The organism is Streptomyces sp. NPDC012827 (assembly GCF_042900905.1).
GTDB lineage: Bacteria > Actinomycetota > Actinomycetes > Streptomycetales > Streptomycetaceae > Streptomyces > Streptomyces gulbargensis.
This window is the reverse complement of the sequence record NZ_JBIBBY010000006.1, coordinates 101,379-125,312: the sequence shown is the minus strand read 5'-3', so window position 1 is coordinate 125,312 and position 23,934 is coordinate 101,379. Positions and strand designations below refer to the sequence as shown.

Sequence of the window (23,934 nt, the reverse complement as noted above, 5' to 3'; positions counted from 1 at the left end):
TCTCCTGTTGGACCGATCCCCGCCCCCCACGGCAGATTGGGTCCCCGGCCCGGCCTCCGCGCCCGGCCCGTGCCTCCCCTCCCTCACCCCGTGGAGCCGTGTTGTACACCGCACACCCCGATCGCTACGCCGACCTCCCGTACCGCCGCACCGGACGCAGCGGTCTGAAGCTCCCCGCGCTCTCCCTCGGCCTCTGGCACAACTTCGGCCCCGATCGCCCGGCCGACCTCCAGCGCGCCGTCCTGCGCCGCGCCTTCGACCTGGGGATCACCCACTTCGACCTCGCCAACAACTACGGCCCGCCGCCCGGCGCCGCCGAGACCGCGCTCGGCGGCTTCCTCAGGACCGACTTCGCGCCGTACCGCGACGAGCTCGTGATCTCCACCAAGGCCGGTTACCTGATGTGGCCCGGGCCGTACGGCGAGTGGGGCTCCCGCAAGTACCTGTTGTCCTCGCTGGACCAGAGCCTGCGGCGGCTCGGCCTCGACCACGTCGACATCTTCTACTCGCACCGCTACGACCCCGACACCCCGCTGGAAGAGACGATGGGCGCCCTGCACACCGCCGTCCAGCAGGGCAAGGCGCTCCACGTCGGCGTCTCCAACTACCCCGCCGAGCAGACCCGTGAGGCCGCCCGCATCCTCGCCGGCCTCGGCACCCCGCTCACCGTCCACCAGCCCCGCTACTCCCTGCTCGACCGGCGCCCCGAGGACGAGGGCCTGCTCGACGCACTCGACGAGCTGCGGATCGGCTCCGTCGCCTACTCCCCGCTGGAGCAGGGCCTGCTCACCGGCCGCTACCTGGACGGCATCCCCGAGGACTCGCGGGCCGCGAGCGACAGCCCCTTCCTGAACCGGGAGGCCGTCACCGAGGACCTCGTGGCCCGGCTGCGCGGCCTGCACGACCTCGCCGCCGCCCGGGGGCAGAGCCTCGCCCAGCTGGCCCTCGCCTGGGTGCTGCGCGGTGGCCGGGTCACCTCCGCCCTGGTCGGCGCCAGCCGCCCCCAGCAGCTGGAGGAGTGCGTCGCCGCCGTGGGGAACCTCGCCTTCGACACCGAGGAGCTGGCCCGTATCGACGCCCTCGTGCGGCCCTGACGCGGAGGGCCGGCGCGCCCGGGCCTGCCGCGAGGGACGGGCCGGGCGCGCGGGGGTGTCAGTCGAGGGGGTCGAGGGTCAGATACGCGTTCTGCGGCCGGGCGTCGTGGACGAGGGACTCGTGCGCGCCGACGTCGTCGAACGCGAAAGCGTAGGCCTTGCCGTCGGCCGTCCTGGCGTGGACGTGGCGCGCGTAGTGGTTCGTCACCGCGTCCTGGTAGAAGCCGGCCGGGCCGGTGTCGGGCTGCTGGGGGTTGGTCAGCAGTGTCGAGCGGTTGAATCCGGCGCACAGGGTGCGGGAGAGGGGGCCGCGCACGGCGTCGTTGGGGGCGTCGAGGTGCTTGTGGCAGCCGAGGACGCTGTCGGAGTCGGGTTTTCTGAACGAGGTGACGACCTGGCCCGAGCCGTCGGTGAAGTTCATGACGCCACCGGAGACGCGGCCGTGGTACCTGATGTGGGGCTGGTGCGCGAAGGGCGTGACGGTGAGCGTCGACGAGGCGTACTTCGACCAGACCCGGTCGATGTAGTCGTCCAGGACTCCCGCGGACAGGGAGCCGGCTGCGATCCCGTGCCCGGGGGCGAGTGCCCGCAGGACGGTGCCGTCGGAGCGGGTCTGGACGAGGTTGCCCCAGCCGCCCGGCTGGGCGCGCAGGGCCGCGAAGAAACCGCGGTAACCGCCCGGCCGGAGGCGGCCGGTGGACGCGGTGGTGCCGTCCGCGCGCTTGACGCCCACGGCGTAGGGGACGGAGAACATGTCGACCTGGGTGCTGTTGATCCACAGACCGGCGTCGTTCAGCGTGTACTCGGACCAGTTGAAGAGGATGTCGCGGTTGGGGTCGGCCGGGTTCTGGACGGCGGGCTGGACCAGACCGCCGGTGGTGAGCTTGAAGACGAGCTTGCGGCCGTAGCTGAAGTAGACCCGTCCCGAGAACTTCGGCATGCGGATGGTCAGCGTCCGGCCGTTCGCGGGGCCGGCGATGGAGGCGTCCGGTGCGGGGGTCGGCGGGTTCCCGCCGGCGGGCCAGGGGTGGAAGGTACCGGAGGCGTCCGCCCAGCCCTGGCGGCCGGTCGAGAGTTCGGTGCCGATGTTGTAGACGTACACCTGGTCGGTGCGACCGGAGTCGTTGCTGATCGTCAGCGGCACGGTGTCCGGTACGGCGGCCCGGACGGCCGGGGCCGGGGCGGCGACGGTGACGCCGGCGGCGAGCAGGGCGGCGGCGACCAGATACGCCGACAGGGCCCTGCGGGGCCGTATGCGTGGGGGCATGTGCGACTCCTCGGACGTGGGGATTCCGGAGGACGGGCGGGACCCGGCTCGTGGCAACGGCCGACGCCCTCCCCGTAGCTGTGAGAGCGCTCTCAAATCCTCGCCAGAATGAAGGTGCCGTCGCGCGCATGTCAACGGGTCCGCGAGGGTCACTCCGTCGCTTTCGAGCCGGGAGTGGGCGAAGGAGGGCGCTGGGGAAGTGGTGACCGATTCTGGTATGGACCTGACAAGGCGGTGCCGCTAACGTGACGCCGGACGCTTCTGAGAGCGCTCTCAGCACTCGACTCCCCCACCTGGAGGTCTCGTGAAACGCCCCGCCGCCCTGCGTACCGCCCTCGCCGCACTGCTCCTGACCACCGGCCTGGGCGCCGCCCACGCGGGCACCGCACAGGCCGCTCGGGCCCCGGAGCGGGCGGCCTCCGCGCCCTCGGCCTCCGCCGGACTGCTCGACGCCATGCGGCGCGACCTCGGGCTGACCGCCGCCGAGGCCGAGGAGCGGCTCCGCGCCGAGAAGGCCGCGACGGCCCTGGAGAAGCCCGCCCGGGAGGCGGCCGGTTCCGCGTTCGCGGGCTCGTGGTTCGACCCGGCCACCGGCCGGCTCGTCGTCGCGGTGACGGACCGCGACGAGGAGGCCGAGGTCCGGGCACTGGGCGCCGACACCCGGCTGGTCCGGCACGGCGCCGCCGCGCTCGACCGCGCGAAGGCCCGGCTCGACGCGCTGCGCGCGCCGGCGGGAGTGGCCGGCTGGCACGTCGACCCCCGCGCCAACAGCGTCGTCGTCACGGTCGTCCGGGCCGAGCGGGAGAAGCCCGCCGTCCGCGCCTTCGTCGACCGGGCCCGGGCCGGTGGCCCCGTCACCGTCGCCGAGACCGCCGAGGCGCCGCGCACCTACGCCGCAGGCACGGTCGGCGGGGACCCGTACTACACCGGCAACGTCCGCTGCTCCATCGGTTTCTCCGTCCACGGCGGCTTCGTGACGGCGGGTCACTGCGGTCGCGCCGGAGCGGCCGTACGCGGCTGGGACGGCTCCGCCATGGGCACCTTCCACGGCTCCTCGTTCCCGGGTGACGACTACGCCTACGTCGGCATCCACAGCGGCTGGTGGACCGTGCCGGTGGTCCTCGGCTGGGGGACCGTCCCCGACCAGCTCGTACGCGGGTCGGCCGAGGCCCCCGTCGGCGCCTCGATCTGCCGCTCCGGCTCCACGACGCGCTGGCACTGCGGCAGGGTGCTGGCCAAGAACGAGACCGTGAACTACAGCCAGGGCGCGGTGCACCAGATGACCAAGACCAGCGTGTGCGCCGAGGGCGGCGACTCGGGCGGGTCGTTCCTCAGCGGCGACCAGGCGCAGGGCGTCACCTCCGGCGGGTGGGGCAACTGCTCCACCGGCGGCGAGACCTGGTTCCAGCCGGTGAACGAGATCCTCAACCGCTACGGGCTGCGCCTCCACACCGCCTGACGGCCCGGCCGGTCCGCACCCGCGCGGCCCGGCCCGGCCGGAGCACGGCACGGGCCGCCGCCGGGGCCCTTCCGGGAAGGACAACGGAAAGGGCCCCGGTGCCGCGAGCGCGCGGCCTCCGCTCCCGCCGGAACGGGCGGCTGCCCGGAGGGGTGCCTCGGAGCGTGTCCGGGCAGCGGGGCCGCCCGCCCGAGAGGCGGGGGCTGCGGCGTCCGGTGCTCGGGGTCCCCCCGGGCCTTCCGGGCCCGGGGAGGATCGCGAGGCGGATACGAGGCGTACCCGGGTGATCCCCACGACGCCGGGTGCGCCTGCCGTGCCCGAAGGGCCACGGGACGGGGCGCGCGTGCCGCGCCTAGTGCCGGTCGAGCGGACCCCACGCCCCCACCTGCCGGGCGATCTCCTCCTCGGCCTGCTCGATGACCTCCGGCGCGATCCAGCCCAGCGGCCGCACGTCGCGCACGAGGGGCTCGTTGTCCGGGCCCCGGGCGGCCTCCCGGCCGTGCAGCAGCCAGGGCCGGACCACGCCGTTCCTGATCCTGGGCAGGTGCGAGTAGTCGTACAGCCGCCGCGCCGCCCACGTCCGCAGCGAGCGGTCGCCCCACCACTCCTCGACGTCCAGGGGATTCGCGGAGAGGCCCGGCAGCTCGACGCCGGTGAGTCCGTCCCGGCTCGTCGGTCCCGCGAGATCCACGTACGGGCCGAGGGACCACCGCACGTACAGATGGCGTCGCGAGGCGATCAGGTCGGTCAGCTCGTCCAGTGAGGCGATGGTGGGCATCGCGTCCAGATGATCGGGCGTCCGGTGCATGAGCGGCGACTACCCGGTGAGGCCCGCTCCACTCGGCCCGATCGCGTGACTCGGCTCGCGACCGGGCCGGAAACCCCCTGCTCCGGCGGCCTACGGCCCGGCGGTCACCGGGTACGCCGCCGTGTCATCCCTGCCGGCTCAGGTGAGGACCACCGGCAGGTCGAACAGGTCGTTCTGCGTGACGACCGGCTTGTTCCGCAGCTCCCCGCGCGGCACCGCGAGCCGGAGCTCCGGGAAGCGGGCGTACAGGGCGGGCAGCGCCACCGAGGCCTCCAGCCGCGACAGGGCGGCGCCGGGGCACACGTGCGGCCCGTGCCCGAAGGAGATGTGACGGTTCGGGCTCCGGGTGACGTCGAAGTCGCCCGCCGTCGGGCCGTGCTGTGCCTCGTCCCGGCCGATCGCGCCGAACGACACGATCAGCGCCTCGCCCTCCGGCAGCACCCGGTCCCCGACCTGGACGTCCTCCCGGGCGAACCGGAACAGCACGTGCGAGGTCGGCGTCGACCAGCGCAGGGTCTCCTCGATCACGTTCTCCCAGGGCACCTCGCCCTTGAGCACCAGGGCCCGCTGCTCGGGGTGGGTCTCCAGGGCGACGACGGCGTTCACGATCAGGCTGATGGTCGTCTCGTGGCCCGCCGCCACCATCAGCTGGAGGGTGTTGGTGATCTCCTCCGTGGTGAGCCGGTCGCCGTCCTGCGAGGCCTCGATCAGCGCGCTGGTGAGGTCGTCACCGGGACGCTCCTTCTTCGCCGCGACGATCCCCGCGAACAGGGCGCCCAGGTCCGCCATCATCGCCGGCACCTCCTCGGGCGGCGTCTGCGTCGAGAAGAACTTGTCGAACAGCGTCTTCATCCGGGGGTGGTCCGCCGCGTCGACGCCCATCAGCTCGCCGATCACGTTCATCGGCAGCGGGTAGGCGAACTCCGCCTTCAGATCCACGACCTCGCCCGCCGGCCGCTCGGCCAGCCGGTCCAGCATGCCGTCGGTCAGGGCCTCGATACCGGCGCGCAGCCGCTCCACCCGGCGGGCGGTCAGCGCCTGCGCGACCAGGGTCCGCAGGCGCCGGTGCTCCTCGCCGTCCACGGTCAGCATGGACCGGCCGGGGTTCGCGAGTCCGATCAGCGGCCAGTCCTGCGGTATCTCGCCGCGCCGCCACGCGCCCCACACCTCGATGTCCTTGACCAGGCGCGCGTCGGTGAGCAGCCGGCGCGCCTCGGCGTGGCGGGTGACGGCGAAGCAGGGCACCCCGCCGGGAAGGACGACCCGCGCCAGCGGACCGGCCGCGCGCAGCCGGGCGCTCTCCCCGTCGAGGTCCGAGACGAACGGGTCCAGGGTGATCACACCGGTCCCACCGGTCTCACCGGCGGCACCGGACGCGGCGGGGTCGAACGGGCAGCTCACGAGAGGCCTCCCAGGGCAGGGGTCGGGGTGTACGTCACGGGCAGCGCGGTCAGGCCCCGTAGCCAGGGCGAGGGCCGGCGGGTCAGGCTGTCCTCCGGTACGGCGAGGTCCACGTCCGGCAGCCGGTCGAGCAGCACTTCGATGCCGGTCCGGGCGATGGTCTCGGCGACCTCCTGCGCGGGGAACGGGCAGCGGTGCTCGCCGTGGCCGAAGGAGAGGTGGGCGTTGTTGCCGCCGGTGAAGGCCCCGGCGTCGGCCCGTACGTGCGGATCGGCGTTGGCGGCGGCCAGGCCGAGCAGCAGCAGGTCGCCCTGTGCGATCCGGCGTCCGCCGAGACGGGTGTCGCGCGACGCCCACCGGCCGGCGACGTTCTGCGTCGGCGTGTCCTCCCACAGGACCTCGTTCATCGCCTCGCCGACGCTGTGCCGGCCGCCGGAGAGGGAGGCGGCGAACCGGTCGTCGGTGAGCATCAGGCGCAGCGAGTTGCCGATCCAGTCGGCGGTGGGCTGGTGTCCGGCGGCCATCATCACCATGAGGTCCTGGGCGACCTCCTCGACGGTGAACCCGGCCGTGTTGCCCAGCATCCGCGAGGCGACGTCGTCGCCGGGGCTCGCGGCCTTGGCGGCGAGCAGCGCACCCATCGACTCCGCGAGGTGGCGCTGGCCGTCGAGGGCGCCCGCGCCGCCGTTGATCATGCCGTTCATGGCGGTGACCAGGCCCGGGCCCTGCTCGTCGGCAAAACCGTAGAGCGCCGCGAGGACACGGACCGGCAGCAGCACGGCGTACTCGGCGATGAGGTCGCAGGCCCCCTTGCCGCACAGCGCGTCGATGAGCTCGTCCGCGTACCGCTCGGCGAGCTGCCGCAGCACGAAGGGGTCGACGGCCTCCAGGGCGCCGGAGACGACACCGGCCCGCTCGCGGTGCCGCTCGCCGACGGTGTAGAGGATCGACGGCTGCTTGCGGCCGATCATCGGCAGCAGCGGCCAGTCCGCCGGGATGGAGTCCCACTGGTTCCACAGGTCGGAGTCGCGCGAGAAGAGGACCGGGTCGCTGGTGACCTGGTGCAGCTCGCGGTAGCCCAGGACCAGCCAGGCGGGGACGTCGCCGTCGAGCAGCACGGGCGCGACGGCTCCGTGCTCCCGCCGGATCCGCCGGTACAGCTCCAGCGGCTCGGTGTGGAAGCGGGGGCCGCTCAGCGGGACGGGCGCGGACGCGGGGTGGGTCACGGGGTGGGCTCCGGGATCGGCTGTGGTTCCGAGGCGACGACGGTCCGCAGGTGCTCGACCAGCGAGATCAGGACCTGCTTGCTGGACTCGCGCGACCGGGCGTCGCAGAAGACCAGCGGGACCTCGTCGGCGAGGTCGAGGGCCTCGCGGATCTGGGCGGCGGTGTACGCGGGGCCGCCGAAGTCGTTGCAGGCGACGACGAACGGGGTGCCGTGGTGTTCCAGACGGTCCACGGCGTACCAGGAGTCGGCGAGCCGCCGCGTGTCGACGAGCACGACGGCGCCGAGCGTCCCGGAGAACAGCCGGTCCCACAGGAACCAGAACCGCTCCTGGCCCGGCGCGCCGAACAGGTACAGGACGTTGTGCGCGTCGAGCGAGATCCGGCCGAAGTCGAAGGCGACGGTGGTGGCCGTCTTGGCGGTGATGCCGGCGGTGTCGTCGACGTGCTCGCCCGCCTGCGACATGGTCTCCTCGGTGTTCAGCGGGCGGATCTCGCTGACCGACCGGACCAGTGTCGTCTTGCCGACGCCGAAGCCGCCGGTGACGACGATCTTCAGCCCGTTGTCGGCGGTGCTGCTGAGGTGCCGGTCCTGGCGCGGCGGCTGCCGCTGTTCAGAGGTTTCGGAGTCCAACGAGCACCTGCTCCAGGATGTCGTGATCGGGAAGGCGGTACGGGGCGGGGCGCGGGTGCCGTGCGCTGATCCGGCCCGTGTCGTGCAGGTCGGCCAGGAGGATGCGGGTGATCGAGACGGGCAGCCCGAGGCCCGCCGCGACCTCCACCACGGCCGTCGGATAGCGGCACATGCGCAGGATCGCGGCGTGCTCGGACTGCATGCCGGGGACCGGGTCGCTCTCGGCGACGATCAGCGTCACCAGGTCGAACGCGGTGGAGCCGGCGCGGGTGCGGCCTCCGGTGAGGGTGTAGAGCCGGTCGGGGGACTCGTCGCGACCCGGCCTGACGCGGCTCATCCCCGGGGCCTCGCGACGAGGTGCTCGCCCAGCTGCTCGACCAGCTCGGTCATGTTGTGCCCGACGAGGCCGGCGTCGGCGTCCTCGTCCGCGATCAGGGCGAGGTGGGCGCCCTCGCCGGCCTCGACGATGAAGAGGATGCCGCCGTAGAACTCGGCCATGGCGGAGCGGACCCCGCCGGTGCCGTCGCCGAACTCGACCGAGGCCCCGTGCGAGAGGCTCTGGATGCCGGCGGCGATGGCGGCGAGCTGGTCGGCCTGGTCGACGGAGAGCCCGGGCGTACGGCAGAGCTTGAGGCCGTCGCGGGAGAGCACCAGGGCGTGCCGGGTTCCCGGGGTGCGTTCCAGCAGCCCCTCCAGGAGCCAGCTCAGCTTCTCGTCGGTGGTGGTGCCGGTCATGCGGGACTGCCTTCCGGATACGGGGGGTTCGAGGACGGCGGCGTGGTCGGTGCGGCCGTCGCGGCGGAGGGAACAGGGGGAGCAGGGGGAGCGGACGGGGCCGAGGAGGTCTCGGGGGCGGCGGGGGCCTGTGGGGCCTCGACGTCCTGCGGGGCCTGTGAGGCCTCCGGGACGACTGGTGTCTCCGGGGCTCCGGCCGGCTCGGGACGGTCGTCGTCCGGGGCCGGGACCGTTCCCCGTACGGCGCGGTGGAAGCCGCCGAAGCGGGCGGAGGTCCTGGCCGCCCCGCCGGTCCGGGGAGCCGCGTCCCGGGCCGGGGTGGGGGACGGCTCGGCGTGCTTGAGGTGCGCGGCGAGTGTCCGGCCGCGCCGCCGGCGGGGGAGGGGTGCCTCATCCGTTCCGTCCGGGTCCGGCTCTCCCGTACCGCCGCCGGCCCGCGCCGCGGGGGAGTCCCGAGGGGCCTCGTGCCGGGGCTCCGGATCCGGCGCCGCAGGGGTGGCCCGGGGGGAGGGAAGGGCTCGCGCGCCACCGCCGGCCACGGGCAGCGGGGCCCCGCCCGCCGGGGCGGCGGCGGCCTCGGGGGAGCGGCTGATGAGCTCCTGCGGGATCATCAGGACGACACCGGTGCCGCCGCGCGCCGAGGGGCGGAACGACACGGTGAGGTGGTGCTTGCGGGCCAGCCGGCCGACCACGTGGAGGCCGAGGCGGGTGCCCGAGAGGCCGGCCAGGTCCTGCGCCGCCGCCCCGACGGCGGCTTCCGCCCGGCGCAGCTGCACGTCGCTCATCCGCAGGCCGCTGTCCTCGACGGTCACGACGACGCCCGCCGGCACCTCCTCCACGTACACGTGCACCTCGGCCGTGGGAGGCGAGAAGTTGGCGGCGTTGTCGAGGAGTTCGGCGAGCGCGTGCATGACGCCCTCGGCCGCGTGCCCGGCGACCGCGGCCTCGCAGTGCGAGTGGAGCCGTACGCGCTGGTATCCGGCGATGCGGCCCATGGCGCCGCGCAGGATCGACTCCATGACGATCGGGCGTGCCCAGCGCCGGCCGGACCGGGCGCCGGTGAGCACCGCGACGGAGTCGGCGAGCCGGCCCGCCTGGGCGGTGCGGTGGTCGAGGTGCAGCAGGTCGGTGAGGACGTCCTCGTCGGCGTGCCGGTGCTCCATCTCCCGCAGGTCGGCCATCATGCTCGTGGCCAGCGCCTGCATGCGTCCGGCGGCGTTCGCGGCGGCGGCCATGGCGGCGGAGCGGGCGGACTCGGCGCGGCGGAGCCGGTCCCGGAGCCGCTCGGTCTCGGCCCCGAGGCCGGCGGTGATCCGCTCCCGCTCGGCCTCGTGGGAGCGGAGGAGCTCCTCCACACGTGCCGCGTGCGCGGCGGTCGCGGCGGCCGTCTCCGCCTCGTGACGCTCCTTCAGGGCGGCGAGCTCGCGTTCGGCGGCGGTGGTCCGCTGGGCGGCGTACGCGTCCTGGGAGGCGACCTGCGCGGCGAGCCGCTCGGCCTTCCTCGCGAGCGTGCGCGCCGTGCGCCCGTACCAGGTGACGGCGAAGGCGGCGGCCGACAGCAGGACGACGCCGCAGACGGCGAACCAGCCGAGCGCGGGCCTGACCCCGGCCGGCGCGGCCGACACCGCCGCGGCCGCGAGGGCTCCTCCCGCGGCGGCCGTCAGCAGAGAGGCGGTCAGGGCAGGGCGGAAGGGGGTGGAGGACGCCGACATCAACCGACTCTCAAGCGGGCGCTGGTAAGGGTTCGCGCTCGCACTATAGAGGCGCTCTTGATCAGTTCGGAACTCTCCCGATCGGATCACTGTTCAGTGGTGCGCATGTTCTTGCACCCTGTCGACACTTTCTGATCGCCCGTCGGGGCCACGGTCGCCGTCCGCTGCCGAGTTATCAAGAAACCTTGCACAAAAGGTCATAGCCCTGTGAAGGCCCTTTGATTTGCACTCGTCAATCAGTCAGGGTTTCGAACAAGCCGCCGGAGCGCTTCCGCCCGGTGGTTCAACCCCCCACAAACCCTGATGAGGAGACCCCTCTCGATGACAACTCACAAGCGTCCGCGCCGTTTCCGCGCCCTCGCCGTTACGACCGCGATCGCCGCGGCGGCCGGAGTGACCGTGGCCGTCGGCCCGTTCGCGGGTGCGGCTCCCGCGCCCGCCGAAGGCACCGTGTTCGGGCTCGGCGCCCCGAACGCCGTGGCCGGCAGCTATGTCGTGCTGCTCGACGAGACCACCGACAAGGCCGGCAAGAGCCGGCTCGCCCAGGAGTACGGCGGCACCCTGCGCCGCAGCTACGACTCGCGCGTCAACGGCTTCTCCGTCAACAACCTGACGGAGACGGAGGCCAAGCGGCTCGCCGCCGATCCGGCGGTCGCCAAGGTCGTCCAGAACCGGATCTTCAGCATCAAGGCCACGCAGGAGAACCCGCCGTCCTGGGGGCTGGACCGCGTCGACCAGGCCGACACCGCGGGCGACCGGAAGTACACGTACCCCGACAACGCCGGTGAGGGGGTCACCGCCTACGTCATCGACACCGGCGTCCGCGTGAGCCACCAGGACTTCGGCGGCCGCGCCTCGGACGGCTTCGACGCCATCGACAACGACAACACCGCCCAGGACGGCAACGGCCACGGCACCCACGTCGCCGGCACCATCGCCGGTGCCACCCACGGCATCGCCAAGAAGGCCAAGATCGTCGGCGTGCGCGTCCTGGACGACAACGGCTCGGGCACCACCGAGCAGGTCGTCGCCGGCATCGACTGGGTCACCCGCAACCACCAGGGCCCGTCCGTCGCCAACATGAGCCTCGGCGGCAGCGCAGACCCGGCCCTCGACGAGGCGGTGAAGAAGGCCATAGCCGCCGGTGTCACCTTCGGTGTCGCCGCCGGCAACGAGTCCGCCGACGCCGGCCAGGGCTCCCCGTCCCGCGTGCCGGAGGCCATCACCGTGGCCTCCTCCACCAAGGACGACCAGCAGTCCGACTTCTCCAACTTCGGCTCCGTCGTCGACCTGTACGCCCCCGGCTCGGAGATCACCTCCACCTGGAACGACAGCGACACCGGCACCAAGACCATCTCCGGTACGTCGATGGCCACCCCGCACGTCGTCGGCGCCGCCGCCGTCTACCTCGCCGGCCACCCGGACGCCACCCCGGCCCAGGTCGCCGCGGCCCTCGTCGGCGGAGCCACCGCCGACAAGATCGGCAACGCGAGCCCCGGCACCGCCAACAAGCTCCTGAAGATCGTCGAGTAACCACCCGCGCCCGCACCACCGGCACGCGCACGCCCCGGACGGAGCCGACCGCGCCGCACGACCGGCGGACACCGTGCCCCCCACCACCGGCACGGCGCCACCGGCACCGGACGACCGGCCGGCTCCGTGCCACGACGGCCCGCCGCGCCCCCCGAGGGGCCGCGGCGGGCCGTTCCGCGTCCCGCGACGGCCGCGGCGGGACGCCCGGGTCCCCGCCGGTCTCAGCGCCCGGACGGGGTGAGCAGGACGAAGTCCGCCCCCGCCGGATCGACGCAGACGGCGAGCCGGCCGACTCCTTCCGCGTCCTCCGGGCCCATCTGCAGGCTGCCGCCGTGGTCGGTGACCCGGGCGACGGCGGTGTCGCAGTCCGTCACGTCGAAAACCGGGTGCCAGTAGGGCCGCCCGTGGGTCAGGACGAGATGCTCCTTGGGAAGCTGCATCACACCGCCGTGCATCCGCTCGTCGGGCAGGCTCGCCGGAGTGACCAGCGCGTACGTGCCCCCGCCGCCCGGCAGCTCCACGTCGTCGAACCGCCAGCCGAGGACCGTGCCGTAGAACTCCTTGGAGGCCGCCGCGTCGCTCGTGTACAACTCGGTCCAGGAGAGCGAGCCGGGCGCGTCCACCAGCTCGACGCCCTTGTTCGTCCCCGGCTGCCAGACCGCGAACTGCCCGCCCAGCGGGTCGTTGAACTGCGCCATGCGCCCCCAGTCGCCGAGATCCCTCGGCCGCACCCGCACGGCGCCGCCGCCCTGCTCGACGGCCCGGGTGGTGGCGTCCGCGTCGGTGACGGTGAAGTAGATCATCCAGGCCGAACGGGCGCCTTCCTCGGTGAGCCGGCCCAGTCCGGCGACGGTCTTCCCGTCCTTCCGGAACACACCGCCCTCCTCCTCCCCTTCCGCCATGGCCTCGTAGTCCCAGCCGAGCACGGCGCCGTAGAACGCCGCCGCGGCGGAGACGTCCGGCGCGCCCAGATCGAGCCAGCAGGGTGAACCGGGTGCGAAGTCGGTGGTGATCACGGTGTGGGTTCCCTTCCGCGGACCGTAGGTGCACCCAGCGTGACACCCGCCACTGACATCCGCCCGCCGGCCCGCCCCCACCGGGGTGACGCGCGGCCCCGGCCGGGGGAGGGCGCAGCGCTGGTCGGTACGGACGCGGAGTGGCACGCTGAGGAGAGGTCCGTGCCGACGACACGGGAGGACCGAATGGGACGTGACGTCCCGGCGCGGGAGTTCACACGGGACGACCGCCGCCGGTTCCGGGACAAGACCCACGCCTGCCTGGACGTCCTCGCCCGCATGCTGCGCGAGTCACGCTTCGACGCCGAGCGGCCGCAGGTCGGTCTGGAGATCGAGCTGAACCTGGTGGACGACCGGGCCGAACCCGCCATGCGGAGCGCCGACGTCCTGGAGGCCATGGCCGACCCCGCCTGGTCGAGCGAGCTGGGACGGTTCAACCTGGAGATCAACATCGCGCCCCGGCGGCTCACCGAGGGGGGACCCGACTCCTGGGAGCGCGAGATCCGGGCGGCGCTCGACCACGCCGAGGAGAAGGCCGCCGCCCTCGGCACGCACCTCGTCATGATCGGCATCCTGCCGACGCTGGAACTGAAGGACGTGGGCGCCGCGGCGCTCTCCGAGAACCCCCGCTACCGCCTGCTCGACGAGCAGATCTTCGCCGCCCGCGGCGAGGACCTGCTGATCGCCGTGGACGGTGTGGAGCGGCTCCGTACCTACGCGGACACGATCACCCCGGAGGCGGCCTGCACCAGCACCCAGTTCCACCTCCAGGTCGCGCCCGAGGAGTTCGCGGCCCACTGGAACGCCGCCCAGGCCGTGGCGGGCGTCCAGGTGGCGCTCGCCGCGAACTCCCCCTTCCTCTTCGGGCGGGAACTGTGGCGCGAGACGCGCCTGCCGCTGTTCGAACAGGCCACGGACACCCGCCCGCACGAGTTCAAGGAGCAGGGCGTCCGGCCCCGCGTCTGGTTCGGCGAGCGGTGGATCACCAGCGTCTTCGATCTCTTCGAGGAGAACACGCGGTACTTCCCCGCCCTGCTGCCCCTCTGCGACGACGAGGATCCCCGCCGGGCCCTCGACGACGGCCGGACCCCCGCCCTCGCCGAACTCACCCTCCACAACGGCACGGTCTACCGCTGGAACCGCCCCGTCTACGCGGTGGTCGACGGCGTCCCGCACCTGCGGGTGGAGAACCGGGTGCTGCCCGCCGGCCCCACCGTCGCCGACGTGCTGTCCAACGGCGCCTTCTACTACGGCCTGGTCCACGCCCTCGCCGAGGAGGACCGGCCCGTCTGGTCGCGGATGTCCTTCGCCGCCGCGGCCGACAACCTGCACGTCGCGGCGCGCCACGGAATCGACGCCGAGCTGTACTGGCCCGGCACCGGCCAGGTGCCGGTGACCGAACTGGTCCTGCGGCGCCTCCTGCCGCTCGCCCACCGCGGTCTGGAACAGCTCGGCCTGGACACGGCCTGGCGGGAACCGCTCCTCGGGATCATCGAGCAGCGGTGCGTCACCGGCCGGAACGGCGCCGTCTGGCAGACGGAGATGTTCCATCACCTCCACGACGCCGTCCACGCCGGCCGGCACGAGGCCCTGCGGCGTATGACGCGCCAGTACATCGACTTCATGCATCTGAACGCCCCCGTGCACACCTGGCCGGTCGACTGACCGCGCCCCGCGTCACCCGTTCGGGCGGACGGGCGCCGAATATGCCATACGCATGCTTCAGCGGTCCTACGGTGACGACCGCGCCGGTGCCGACGGCCGCGCCGCGCACCGCACAGGAGGGGCTCACCATGACCGCACACGCCGCCACCGCCGGGGCGCCGGACGACCTGTCGTCCGGCGTCTTCCTGCACCCCGACTGGTTCGAGTCCGGGTGGATCTTCGTTCTGCCCAAGCACCAGTCGTTCCTGCTCGCCCTCTTCCTCAGCACGGCCGTACGGCGGGGCCTGACCGGCACCCTCCAGGAGGTGGCCGGCCAGGTCGGCGCCGACGGGCTGCTCGACCGGCTCGGGGGAAGCCTCGACGCGCCCGTGCGCTGGCTGGAGCCCGACGAGCTCGATGGGCTGGGCGAGGACGGCGAGGACCCCGCCGAGGAGGAGGCCGGGATCCGCGCGGAGGCCGAGGCGTCCCGCGTCGCCTGCGAGGAGGCCCTGCGCGCCGCGGGCCTGCCCCTGCCCACCACGGTGCGCGGCCTCGCCGAGACCATGACGGCGCTGGGCATCGCGTCGCGCCAGGACGGCGTCTGGGTCATGCCCGAGCGACTGCCCCTCCCGGAGGACGTCCTCCCCCTGCCCGACGACCTGCGCGCCCGCCTCGGCGCGCTCCGGCACGACCAGGCGGTGGCCCCGGCCGAGCGGGCCCTCGTCGCCCACCTCACGGACGGCCTCGGCCACCCCGCCGAGGTCTTCACCTCCATCGACCGCCTCGCCCGCGCGCTCGACCTGACCGAGGACAAGGTCCGCGGCGGACTCCAGCGGCTCGTCGACGCCGGCGACGCCCGCCTGGAACGCGGCCTGCCCCGCGTCGGCACCGCCCCCGGCGACCTCGCGTCCCACGAGCGCTTCCACCTCGTCCCGGACTGGGACCACTTCCACGCCCACCGCGTCCACGTGCACAGGGTGTGACGCGCCCCGCCGGGAGGGCGTACCCGGCCGGCCCGGAACCGACGACGGGGCGGTGCGCGGCCGGAGGAAGATCCCTACGCTGCACGGGTGCATTCCTACGATGAGTTGACCGCGCCGGAGCGCGCACTGTGGGACGCGTTCCCCGAGGGCCGGCGGGTGGACCTGCGGACGGGGACGCCCGAGGAGGACCGGGTCCTCGACGGCGGACGGTGGGGACCCGAACGGACCGTACGGGCGGGGGTGATCGCCGCGCTGCTCCTGGGCGCCCCCTCGGAGCACCCGGGTGTGGTGGCGCGCCTGAGACTCACCGGAGCCCGCATTTCCGGCCGCCTCGACCTGTCCGGCGCGGAACTGACCCACTCCCTGTGGCTGGAGACCTGCTGGTTCGACGAGCCGGTGAGTCTTCTCGGCGCGTCGACCCGGACCCTGGTGTTCACCGGCAGCCGGATCCCCGGCGTCGAGGCCGACGCGGCCCGCGTCGAGGGCACCTTGTCCCTGCGGCACGCCGTCGTGGAGAGCGGCGCCCCCACGCCCTTCAGCCCCGTGACCACCGCCCTGTCGCTCACCGACGCCCGCGTGTCCGGCGCCCTGCTCCTCAACGGGGCCCGCCTGCTCGCACCCGGCGGATGGGCCCTCTCGGCCGGCGGCCTGGCCATGGAGGGAGGCGTCTTCTGCCGGAACGGATTCGTCGCCCAGGGAGAAGTCCGACTCGTGGGAGCCCAGTTGCCGGGCACCCTCGTCATGCAGGGCGCCCGGCTCGAGGGCGGTGGCCCGCGCGGAGCTGCCCTCGTCCTCGACAACGCCCGGGCCTCCTCGCTCGCCTTCTCCGAAGGGTTCACCGCGCACGGCACGGTACGACTCCGAGGTGCCCAGGTCACGGACGCCGTCACCTTCACCGGTGCCGTCCTCGGCGGCCCGGCCGGGGGCGACGGAGACGCCCCGGCCCTCGTCGCCACGCACCTGCAGGCCGTGGACCTCGACCTCACCTTCGCCCGGCCCCCGGGCGGCACCCTCGACCTGCGGGGCGCCCAGGTCGCGTACCTCCACGAGAACGAACACAGCTGGCCGGAGCGGGTGCGGCTGGACGGTCTCGTCTACGGCTCCGTCATGACGGCGGACGCGGACGGAGAACGCCACGAGGCCGTGGGAGGCCGCGGATCGGTGGCCCGGCGCCTGGCCTGGATACGCAGCAGCCCCGGGTACAACCCGCAGCCGTACGAACAGGTCGCGGCCTGGTACCGCAAGGCCGGGCACGACGACGACGCACGCCGTGTCCTCCTCGCCAAGCAGCGACACCGCCGCCGCACCCTGCCGGTGGCGTCCCGCGCGTGGGGCCATCTCCTCGACGTGACCGTCGGCTACGGATACCGCCCCTGGCTGGCCGGCGTCTGGCTCCTCGCGCTGACCCTGCTGGGCACCCTGTCCTTCCGTACGGCTTCCCCCAAGCCGGTCAAACCGGGTGAAGGGGCCCCGTTCCAGCCCCTCGTCTACACCCTCGACCTCCTGGTCCCCATCGGCGGCCTGGGCCAGCGCACGGCCTGGTACTGGACCGACGGCGCTCTCCAGGGACTGGCCTACCTCCTGATCGCCTTCGGCTGGGTCCTCACGACCGCCGTCATCGCCGGCGTCACGCGCACCTTGCAACGGAACTAGCCGTTCTCATCGGCATGAGCGACGAAAGCGTGATCACAGTCGAGGTCAAGGGCTGTCTCTGGGAGGGCGAGGCGCTCGGCCGGTCGCGCGGCGGGCTGACCAGCACGATTCACATGACCTGTGACGGCCGTGGCCGGCCCCCTCGCCTCCACCCTGACCGGCGGGACCGTCAACGACTGAACCCAGTTCGAGGCGGTCATGGACCGGCTCCGCGTCGCCCGCCCGGGACCGGGCAGGCCCCGGACCCGGCCCGAGCGGGTGGTCGCGGACAGGGGCTACTCGGCCCGCAAGATCCGCGCCCATCTGCGTCGGCGCGGCATCGCCGCGACGATTCCGGAGCGGATCGACCAGCATCCGCCGCGGCGAGACACTCCGCCGCTTGGACCGGGCCTCCTACCGGCGGCGCAATGTCGTCGAGGGCTGCTTCAGCCGGCTCAAGCAGAACCCGGCCCTGGCCACCCGCTACGCCAAACGCTGTCCATTTCCAGGCCATGGTCTCCCTCGCCTGCCTGTGGCTCTGGCTCCCATGGCTTTCCGGACACACGGTAGTCCGCGTCAACCGAGGCCAGGCGTCTGCGGGCGGCCAAGTTGTTCGACCAGAGACGTTCGGGCGTTGAGACCGCGCGGACGGGCGTCAGCGAGGAGGGCGTGCGGCGGTGGAATCGATCTGGTGGCACGTCCTTGACGCCGCAGAATCCTCCCGCATGCCTGCGGCACCGCCTGGGCGAAGCAGACCGGTCCTCCGCCGCACCGAAGGGATGCCCTGGGCCCCGGCCCCCTGATCTCGGGCACGGCTTGGCCGCGGACCCGGTGGCGGGAGCATCATCGGGCCGCGGCAGGCAACAAGGAGCCCATGACGACCGACAGCGGCGGGACCGCAAGACGAAAACGGCTCCTGTGGCTCGTGGCCGTACAGACCCTCGTGATGGCGGCGCTGGGACTGCTGATCACCCGCGTGGTCGCGGTCGGCGGACTCCTCGCCCCGGACGACACATTCGTCCGCGTACTCGCCGCGCACCGGGGGCCGCCCGCCGACCGAATCTCGCGCTGGCTGTCCGTGCTCGCCGACACCCCGGCCGTGGTCGGAGTGACCCTGCTGTGCGTCCTCGCGCTGCTGCTGCCGCCCACCCGACGCTGGTCCGAGGCACTGTTCCTGGGCGGATCGGTCGCGGTGCAGTCGGCCGTCTTCCTCTTGGTCGCGGCCGTCGTGGACCGGCCCCGCCCCGACGTCCCGCGGCTGGACGGAGCCCCGCCCACCTCCAGTTTTCCCTCTGGCCACGTCGGCGCGTCCCTCGCCCTGTACGGAGGACTGGCCGTCCTCGCCCTGACCCGGACCCGCAGCCGCTGGCGGTACCTCGCGGCCGGGATCCTGCTGCTGGTGCCGCCGGTGGTCGGGCTGTCCCGGATGTACCGGGGCATGCACCATCCCTCCGACGTGGTGGCCGGCCTGCTCAACGGAACCCTCACGCTCCTCGTGCTCGGATCGGTCTTCCTTGCCGGCCGCCGCGTCCCTGGCCCCTACACCGCCGAGTCCGGCGACGTCCCCGGTCCCGTCACCGCCGAGGCCGCGCGACAGGATGGCGGCCGGGCCGTGGTGGTCCGCCATCCCCATGCCTGTCCCGACGAGCTGGCCGCGCGCGTCCAAGCCACCCTCCTCCGGCACGGCCTCACCGACCAGCGGTGGATCTCCACCGGCCCGAACCGGCCCTGCGGCGACCTCGCCGCGGAGCTCGCCACCGACGGCGCCGACCTGGTCGTGGCCTGCGGCGGCGACGGCACCGTACGCGCCTGCGCCGAGGTGGTCGCCGGATCCGGCGTCCCGCTCGCGCTCGTACCCTGCGGCACCGGCAACCTCCTCGCCCGCAACCTGGGCCTCCCCTCGGACCCGGACAGGGCCCTCGAAGCGGCCCTGGACGGCGGGTACTTCGACATCGACACCGGACGGGCCTGGGGCGACGGCCTGGCACCGACGCTGTTCACGGTCATGGCGGGCGCCGGCTTCGACGCCGCCATGATCCGCGACGCCTCTCCCGCCCTCAAGGCCAGCCTGGGCTGGCCGGCATACGCCTTGGCCGCCACCCGGCATCTGACGGAGCCCCGCATGCGGCTGACGGTGCGACTCGACGGAGGCCGCCGGATCCGGCGGCAGGCCCGGATGGCTGTCATCGGCAACGTCGGCACGCTCCAGGCAGGTCTGCGTCTGCTGCCGCGGGCTCGGCCGGACAGCGGGCACCTGCAACTCGTCCTGTTCGACCCGCAGGGCCCGGCCGGGTGGCTGGCCGCCGCCGCCCACATCGCCGGCCGTCCGCTGCGCCGCACCCCCGCCGCCACGGACGGCCCCGTCGCCGGCGGTGCACTGGAGTACTTCAGCGCCACTCGCATCGACATCCGCTTCGCGCGGCCCCGCGCCCGGGAACTCGACGGCGAGACCCTGCCCGACGGTGCCCGGCTGACCGCCGCCGTCGAGCCGGCCGCCCTGCGCCTCCGGCTGCCCCGGCACCCCGCAGCCCCCCGGCCCTCGCCCGCAGACGTCCGGACGCCCGCGCTCCGGCGGGCGGGAGCCGCCACGGGGCCGCCCGCCGACGCGCGGGCGCCCGCCCCCCTCCGGGCTGCTCGCACCGCAGGCCGCTGATCCACCACACAGTCAGGAAACCGATGGGAACCGCGACCCGGGTGCCGCAGCAACGTGACGTGCGGGGCGAAGAACTGTCCGGCGACGAGGCGTGGGCCTCGCTGCGCCGCTACGGCGGCTGGCGCCTGGCCCGGGACTCCTTCGTACGCTTCCGCTATGCGGACGGCTTCAGCCACTCTCGCGCACTCGCCCTCCAGACCGTCCTGTCCCTCGTGCCGCTGGCCATCGCCGCGATCGGCCTGTCCGGGGTGTTGCACACGGAGGGCATCGGACGCGTCGCCGAGCTGACGATCAGTCGGCTCGCCAGCGGACCGAGCCAGGAGATGGTCGACGAGGCGCTGGCCCAGAGCCGGCGGCACGCCGGCGAGGGCGGCCAGGCCGCCCTGTGGCTGGGCCTGCTGTTCTCGGTCACGAACGTCACGACCGGCCTGTGCCAGGTCGAGCGCGGCGCCAACCGCATCTACGGCAACGAACGCGACCGGCCGTTCCTGCACAAGTACTTCCGCGGCCTGGTCATGGCCGTCCTGGCCGGACTCCCGCTGGGGCTGAGCTTCGTCCTCATCGTGCTCGGCGCCGACCTGACCCACGCCTTCGCGGAGGTCTACGGCCTGGACCCGGCCGCCACCCGGGCCTGGGGCCTGCTGCGCGTGCCAGTCGGCATCCTGCTGGCCGTGCTGGCCACCAGCGCGATCTTCCGTCTCTCGCCGCGCCGTGACCAGCCCGGCTACACCTGGCTCGCGTTCGGCGCCGTCGTGCACCTGCTGCTCTGGCTGACGGCGACCTGGGCCTTGAGCCTGTACGTCGGCGCGAGCAGCTCCTTCACCAGTGTGTACGGACCGCTGAGCGCCGTCATGTCGCTGCTGCTGTGGTCCTACCTCACCTCGCTCGCCCTCTTCCTCGGCCTTTCCTTCGCAGCCCAGTTGGAGGCCGTACGCGCCGGCACGAGGGAACCCGTCAGCCGGGACCCGGGCGTCTGACGTATGCACCGCCGCCGTTCCCGTTCCAGACTCAGACCCAGCCCTCACCCCAGGTCCCCAAACCGTTCCCGTTCCCGATCCCGATTCCGAGGGGAGGCTGCGCCCCATGGCACAGCGCCATATCCGGGCACTCCTGTCCCGACGCGGCGGGCCCGACGCGGCCTTCGGCCGGAGACTGGTGCTGGCGGTGGCGGCCACGGCCGTGGCGGCGGTGCCCTTCACCCTCGCCCTCGTGCTCGTCGAGTCCGGGTGGCCGCCGCTGCACCGACTCGACCGGGAGACCGCGGAGGGGATGCACCGGGCCGCCCTCGCCCGCCCGGTGCTGGTACGGCTTCTGGAGTTCCTCACCGGTGTCGTGTGGGACCCGGTGACGATGCGCCTGCTGGTGGCCGCCCTGGTGATCTGGCTCCTGACCCGCCGGGCCTGGAGGCTGGCGTCCTGGGCCGGCGTCACGGCCACGGCCGGCGGGCTGATCGGCGTGCTGGTCAAGAACGTCGTGGAGCGAGCGCGCCCGCACCTGCCGGACCCCGTCTCCCACGCACCCGGCTTCTCTTTCCCGTCCGGCCACGCCATGACGGCCACCACCTCCTGCGCCGTGCTGCTGCTTGTCCTGCTCCCGCTGGTCCCGCCGTCCCGGCGGCTCCTGGCCTGGGCCCTGGCGGCGATCAGTGTGGTCGGCGTCGGCTTCACCCGCGTCGCCCTCGGCGTGCACTGGGTAAGCGATGTCGTCGGGGGCTGGCTGCTCGGACTGGCCGTGGTCACGGCGACCACCCTCGCCTTCGAGTCGTGGCGGGCAGACACCGGCCTACGGCGCACCGACCCGGCGGAAGAGGGCCTGGAACCCGAACTCCGCTCCACCTCTCCCGAACCCGACATCGGCCTGCGCCAAAGCTCCGACGGGGGGCCCGTCGGTCGTTCCCATGAGGCTCCCGATCGTGGAAGGCGCACCGGTGACCGCAGAGAACGAGACCGAAGCCGAGGCCGCCGAGCAGTCTGAACCACGGCCTGCGGGGCTGGTGGACACCTGGCTGATCAACGAACTGGAGTCCCGTACCTAGGGGGTGTCCGGCCGTCTCCGCGGCCGGCGGCCGGGGAGACGTCGGGCCGCGCGGCCCTGATGTCCGCCGGGTTCGGCGCCGCCTGTGGTAGTGCCTTACCGGACACACGGGATTTTTCCCGTATGAGCGGCGAAAGGTGCAGAGGTGGTACAGGGAGAGCGGGACCCGGACGGAGGCGGTGCGGGCGCTGGCCGGCCCGGCCGGAAGGGCGGGGGTGGCGAACGGGAGCACCGGTTCAGGGGCCGGACGCCGGGCGGGGACTGGGGGCGGGTGGTGACCGCCGACCTTCCCGGTCTCCCCGAGAGCCACCGGCGGGCGCGGACCGACCGGATCGTGTTCGGTGTCACGGCCGTGCTCACCGTGGCCTTCGTCGTGTGGGGGGCCACCGCCACGGGCGCCCTGGAGCGGGTCTCGGGAGACCTCCTCGACGGGCTCATCCGCAACGGCGGATGGGCGTTCATGCTGGCCGCCTCCGGCTTCGTCGTCTTCGCGCTGTGGCTGGCCGTCAGCCGGTACGGCCGGATCACCCTGGGTCAGGAGGACGAGGGGCCCGAGTTCCGCACCGTGTCGTGGGTCGCGATGATGTTCAGCGCCGGCATGGGCATCGGGCTGATGTTCTACGGAGTGAGCGAGCCGCTGGCGCACTACGGCACCCCGCCGCCCGGCACCCGCCCCGCCGACTCGGCCGAGCGGATGGAGACCGCGATGGCCACGACCCTCTTCCACTGGACCCTGCACCCGTGGGCGATCTACGCGGTCGTCGGGCTCGCCATCGCGTACTCCACCTTCCGCCGCCGACGGCGCCAGACCATCAGCGCCGTCTTCGTGCCGCTCATGGGCGAGCGGCGGGCGTACGGCGGTCCCGGCCGGTTCATCGACATCCTGGCCATCTTCGCCACCCTCTTCGGCTCCGCCGCCTCGCTCGGTCTGGGCGCGCTCCAGATCGGCAGCGGCTTCAGGGAGCTGGGGTGGATGGAGAAGGCGGGCACCGGACTCCTCGTGGCCATCATCGGCGTCCTGACCCTGGCCTTCGTCCTCTCCGCGGTCTCCGGGGTGGAGAAGGGCATCCAGTGGCTCTCCAACACCAACATGGTCCTCGCGGCGGTCCTCGCCGTCTTCGTCTTCGTCGCGGGCCCCACCGTCATCGTGCTCGACCTGCTGCCCACCTCCCTCGCCGCCTACCTCGGCGACCTTCCGCAGCTGGCGGGCCGGACGGAGGCGACGAGCGGCGAGAACATCCACGCCTGGCTGGGCAGCTGGACCGTCTTCTACTGGGCGTGGTGGATCTCCTGGACCCCGTTCGTCGGCATGTTCATCGCCCGCATCAGCCGGGGGCGGACGATCCGGCAGTTCGTCGGCGGGGTCATCCTGGTGCCGAGCTCCGTCAGCCTGGTCTGGTTCGCCGTCTTCGGCGGTACGGCGATGCGGCTGGGGGAGAAGGGCGAGCTGGCGGGGGAGACCACCCCGGAGGGGCAACTCTTCGGTCTGCTCCAGCAGTTCCCGGTCGCCGGGGCCATGAGCCTGCTCGTGATGGTGCTGGTCGGGATCTTCTTCGTCTCCGGCGCCGACGCGGCCTCGATCGTCATGGGGACGCTCTCCCAGCGCGGCGCCTTCGAGCCCACCCGTCCGGTGGTGGTCTTCTGGGGCGTGGTGACCGGGGCGGTCGCCGCCATCATGCTCCTCATCGGCGACGGGCAGGGTGACGCCCTCGCCGGCCTGCAGAACCTCACCATCCTGGTGGCGGCCCCGTTCGTCCTGGTGATGCTCGGCATGTGCGTGGCGCTCATGCGGGACCTGCGGCACGATCCGCTCATCGTGCGGGGGGAGATGGGCGAGGAGGCCGTCGAACTCGCCGTGATCGCCGGGCACCAGCGGTACGACGGCGACTTCGAGCTGCGGATCGGGCCCGGGTCCTCCGGGGCCACGGCCACCGACGCCGGGGGTGCGGCCTCCCGCCCGGGATCCGGGCCCCCGGGCTCCTCGCCGGCCGACTCCGGTTCCACCCCGGGCACCGGCGGCTCCTGACCCTTACCCGGCCGCCTCTCTCCGGAGCGGCGGCCGACCGGTGCCGCCAACTCCGCTTGTGAGCACGGCTCCTGAGGGG

General features: G+C 73.5%; 19 protein-coding genes and 1 pseudogene. 11 read left to right on the top strand and 9 right to left on the bottom strand.

Translation table 11 applies throughout. From position 1 onward, the window contains the following. Positions 1 to 101: 101 nt before the first annotated feature. Complete coding sequence (gene mgrA, locus ACFY60_RS15255) at positions 102 to 1,094, top strand: L-glyceraldehyde 3-phosphate reductase (RefSeq protein WP_388615687.1); 993 nt, start codon at positions 102 to 104, stop codon at positions 1,092 to 1,094. Positions 1,095 to 1,152: 58 nt separating this feature from the next. Here the strand turns inward: mgrA and ACFY60_RS15250 are convergent, their stop codons facing one another. Continuing rightward, positions 1,153 to 2,361 carry a glycoside hydrolase family 64 protein gene (locus tag ACFY60_RS15250; protein ID WP_388615502.1) on the bottom strand — a complete coding sequence of 403 codons (1,209 nt, stop codon included), beginning with the start codon at positions 2,359 to 2,361 and terminating at the stop codon, positions 1,153 to 1,155. 304 nt (positions 2,362 to 2,665) lie between these two features. Here ACFY60_RS15250 and ACFY60_RS15245 point away from each other — a divergent pair, with 304 nt between their 5' ends. After that, complete coding sequence (locus ACFY60_RS15245; protein WP_388615499.1) at positions 2,666 to 3,820, top strand: S1 family peptidase; 1,155 nt, start codon at positions 2,666 to 2,668, stop codon at positions 3,818 to 3,820. A 352-nt stretch (positions 3,821 to 4,172) separates the two neighbouring features. Here ACFY60_RS15245 and ACFY60_RS15240 read toward each other — a convergent pair whose 3' ends face one another. From ACFY60_RS15240 to ACFY60_RS15210, 7 genes are all read right to left on the bottom strand, one after another. Next, the gene (locus ACFY60_RS15240) at positions 4,173 to 4,628 is read right to left on the bottom strand and encodes a DUF6098 family protein (RefSeq protein WP_388615496.1); all 456 of its coding nucleotides are present in this window, start codon (positions 4,626 to 4,628) and stop codon (positions 4,173 to 4,175) included. Between the two features lie 138 nt (positions 4,629 to 4,766). Beyond that, the gene (locus ACFY60_RS15235; RefSeq protein ID WP_388615685.1) at positions 4,767 to 5,969 is read right to left on the bottom strand and encodes a cytochrome P450; all 1,203 of its coding nucleotides are present in this window, start codon (positions 5,967 to 5,969) and stop codon (positions 4,767 to 4,769) included. A 56-nt stretch (positions 5,970 to 6,025) separates the two neighbouring features. Next, on the bottom strand, positions 6,026 to 7,255 hold the full coding sequence (locus ACFY60_RS15230) for a cytochrome P450 (RefSeq protein WP_388615493.1): 1,230 nt from the start codon (positions 7,253 to 7,255) through the stop codon (positions 6,026 to 6,028). Next, positions 7,252 to 7,887: an ATP/GTP-binding protein gene (locus ACFY60_RS15225; RefSeq protein ID WP_388615490.1), complete on the bottom strand. Its 636-nt coding sequence runs from the start codon at positions 7,885 to 7,887 to the stop codon at positions 7,252 to 7,254. Before ACFY60_RS15225 ends, ACFY60_RS15230 begins: the two co-directional genes overlap by 4 nt. Then, positions 7,868 to 8,224, bottom strand: a complete 357-nt coding sequence (locus ACFY60_RS15220; protein ID WP_388615487.1) for a DUF742 domain-containing protein — start codon at positions 8,222 to 8,224, stop codon at positions 7,868 to 7,870. Before ACFY60_RS15220 ends, ACFY60_RS15225 begins: the two co-directional genes overlap by 20 nt. Beyond that, complete coding sequence (locus ACFY60_RS15215; protein ID WP_309055242.1) at positions 8,221 to 8,622, bottom strand: roadblock/LC7 domain-containing protein; 402 nt, start codon at positions 8,620 to 8,622, stop codon at positions 8,221 to 8,223. The genes ACFY60_RS15220 and ACFY60_RS15215 overlap by 4 nt, the downstream gene beginning before the upstream one ends. After that, positions 8,619 to 10,334, bottom strand: a complete 1,716-nt coding sequence (locus tag ACFY60_RS15210; protein WP_388615484.1) for an ATP-binding protein — start codon at positions 10,332 to 10,334, stop codon at positions 8,619 to 8,621. The genes ACFY60_RS15215 and ACFY60_RS15210 overlap by 4 nt, the downstream gene beginning before the upstream one ends. A gap of 321 nt (positions 10,335 to 10,655) precedes the next feature. Between ACFY60_RS15210 and ACFY60_RS15205 the strand changes: the two genes are divergently transcribed. Next, positions 10,656 to 11,867, top strand: coding sequence for a S8 family serine peptidase (locus ACFY60_RS15205; protein WP_388615481.1), 1,212 nt, complete (start codon positions 10,656 to 10,658; stop codon positions 11,865 to 11,867). Between the two features lie 221 nt (positions 11,868 to 12,088). On the opposite strand, the gene ACFY60_RS15200 is transcribed toward ACFY60_RS15205, so the two are convergent. Further along, entirely contained in the window at positions 12,089 to 12,883 is a 795-nt protein-coding gene (locus tag ACFY60_RS15200; RefSeq protein WP_388615478.1) for a VOC family protein, read from the bottom strand. A 186-nt stretch (positions 12,884 to 13,069) separates the two neighbouring features. On the opposite strand from ACFY60_RS15200, the gene ACFY60_RS15195 reads away from it, so the two are divergent. From ACFY60_RS15195 to ACFY60_RS15160, 8 genes and pseudogenes are all read left to right on the top strand, one after another. Then, a complete protein-coding gene (locus tag ACFY60_RS15195; RefSeq protein ID WP_388615476.1) occupies positions 13,070 to 14,548 on the top strand; it encodes a glutamate-cysteine ligase family protein in 1,479 nt (492 codons plus the stop codon). Between the two features lie 128 nt (positions 14,549 to 14,676). Then, complete coding sequence (locus ACFY60_RS15190; RefSeq protein ID WP_388615472.1) at positions 14,677 to 15,510, top strand: DUF6042 family protein; 834 nt, start codon at positions 14,677 to 14,679, stop codon at positions 15,508 to 15,510. Between the two features lie 87 nt (positions 15,511 to 15,597). After that, complete coding sequence (locus ACFY60_RS15185; RefSeq protein ID WP_388615469.1) at positions 15,598 to 17,163, top strand: oxidoreductase; 1,566 nt, start codon at positions 15,598 to 15,600, stop codon at positions 17,161 to 17,163. 47 nt (positions 17,164 to 17,210) lie between these two features. Then, positions 17,211 to 17,690 (top strand): annotated as a pseudogene (locus ACFY60_RS15180) (IS5 family transposase); the annotation flags it as partial. Positions 17,691 to 18,016: 326 nt separating this feature from the next. Next, entirely contained in the window at positions 18,017 to 19,795 is a 1,779-nt protein-coding gene (locus tag ACFY60_RS15175) for a diacylglycerol kinase family protein (protein ID WP_388615467.1), read from the top strand. Between the two features lie 23 nt (positions 19,796 to 19,818). Beyond that, positions 19,819 to 20,772 (top strand): YihY/virulence factor BrkB family protein, encoded by a 954-nt coding sequence (locus ACFY60_RS15170; RefSeq protein WP_388615464.1) that lies wholly within the window; start codon positions 19,819 to 19,821, stop codon positions 20,770 to 20,772. 106 nt (positions 20,773 to 20,878) lie between these two features. Then, positions 20,879 to 21,769, top strand: a complete 891-nt coding sequence (locus ACFY60_RS15165) for a phosphatase PAP2 family protein (protein ID WP_388615461.1) — start codon at positions 20,879 to 20,881, stop codon at positions 21,767 to 21,769. Between the two features lie 334 nt (positions 21,770 to 22,103). Then, entirely contained in the window at positions 22,104 to 23,855 is a 1,752-nt protein-coding gene (locus ACFY60_RS15160; RefSeq protein WP_388615458.1) for a BCCT family transporter, read from the top strand. Positions 23,856 to 23,934 lie beyond the last annotated feature (79 nt).

What these genes read in the sequence shown, in the direction of transcription:
- ACFY60_RS15215 (WP_309055242.1), bottom strand. Translation starts at nt 8,622, where the DNA reads ATGACCGGCACCACCACCGACGAGAAGCTGAGCTGGCTCCTGGAGGGG.
- ACFY60_RS15165 (WP_388615461.1), top strand. Translation starts at nt 20,879, where the DNA reads ATGGCACAGCGCCATATCCGGGCACTCCTGTCCCGACGCGGCGGGCCC.
- ACFY60_RS15210 (WP_388615484.1), bottom strand. Translation starts at nt 10,334, where the DNA reads ATGTCGGCGTCCTCCACCCCCTTCCGCCCTGCCCTGACCGCCTCTCTG.
- ACFY60_RS15220 (WP_388615487.1), bottom strand. Translation starts at nt 8,224, where the DNA reads ATGAGCCGCGTCAGGCCGGGTCGCGACGAGTCCCCCGACCGGCTCTAC.
- ACFY60_RS15205 (WP_388615481.1), top strand. Translation starts at nt 10,656, where the DNA reads ATGACAACTCACAAGCGTCCGCGCCGTTTCCGCGCCCTCGCCGTTACG.
- ACFY60_RS15175 (WP_388615467.1), top strand. Translation starts at nt 18,017, where the DNA reads ATGACGACCGACAGCGGCGGGACCGCAAGACGAAAACGGCTCCTGTGG.
- ACFY60_RS15170 (WP_388615464.1), top strand. Translation starts at nt 19,819, where the DNA reads ATGGGAACCGCGACCCGGGTGCCGCAGCAACGTGACGTGCGGGGCGAA.
- ACFY60_RS15195 (WP_388615476.1), top strand. Translation starts at nt 13,070, where the DNA reads ATGGGACGTGACGTCCCGGCGCGGGAGTTCACACGGGACGACCGCCGC.
- ACFY60_RS15250 (WP_388615502.1), bottom strand. Translation starts at nt 2,361, where the DNA reads ATGCCCCCACGCATACGGCCCCGCAGGGCCCTGTCGGCGTATCTGGTC.
- ACFY60_RS15190 (WP_388615472.1), top strand. Translation starts at nt 14,677, where the DNA reads ATGACCGCACACGCCGCCACCGCCGGGGCGCCGGACGACCTGTCGTCC.
- ACFY60_RS15240 (WP_388615496.1), bottom strand. Translation starts at nt 4,628, where the DNA reads ATGCACCGGACGCCCGATCATCTGGACGCGATGCCCACCATCGCCTCA.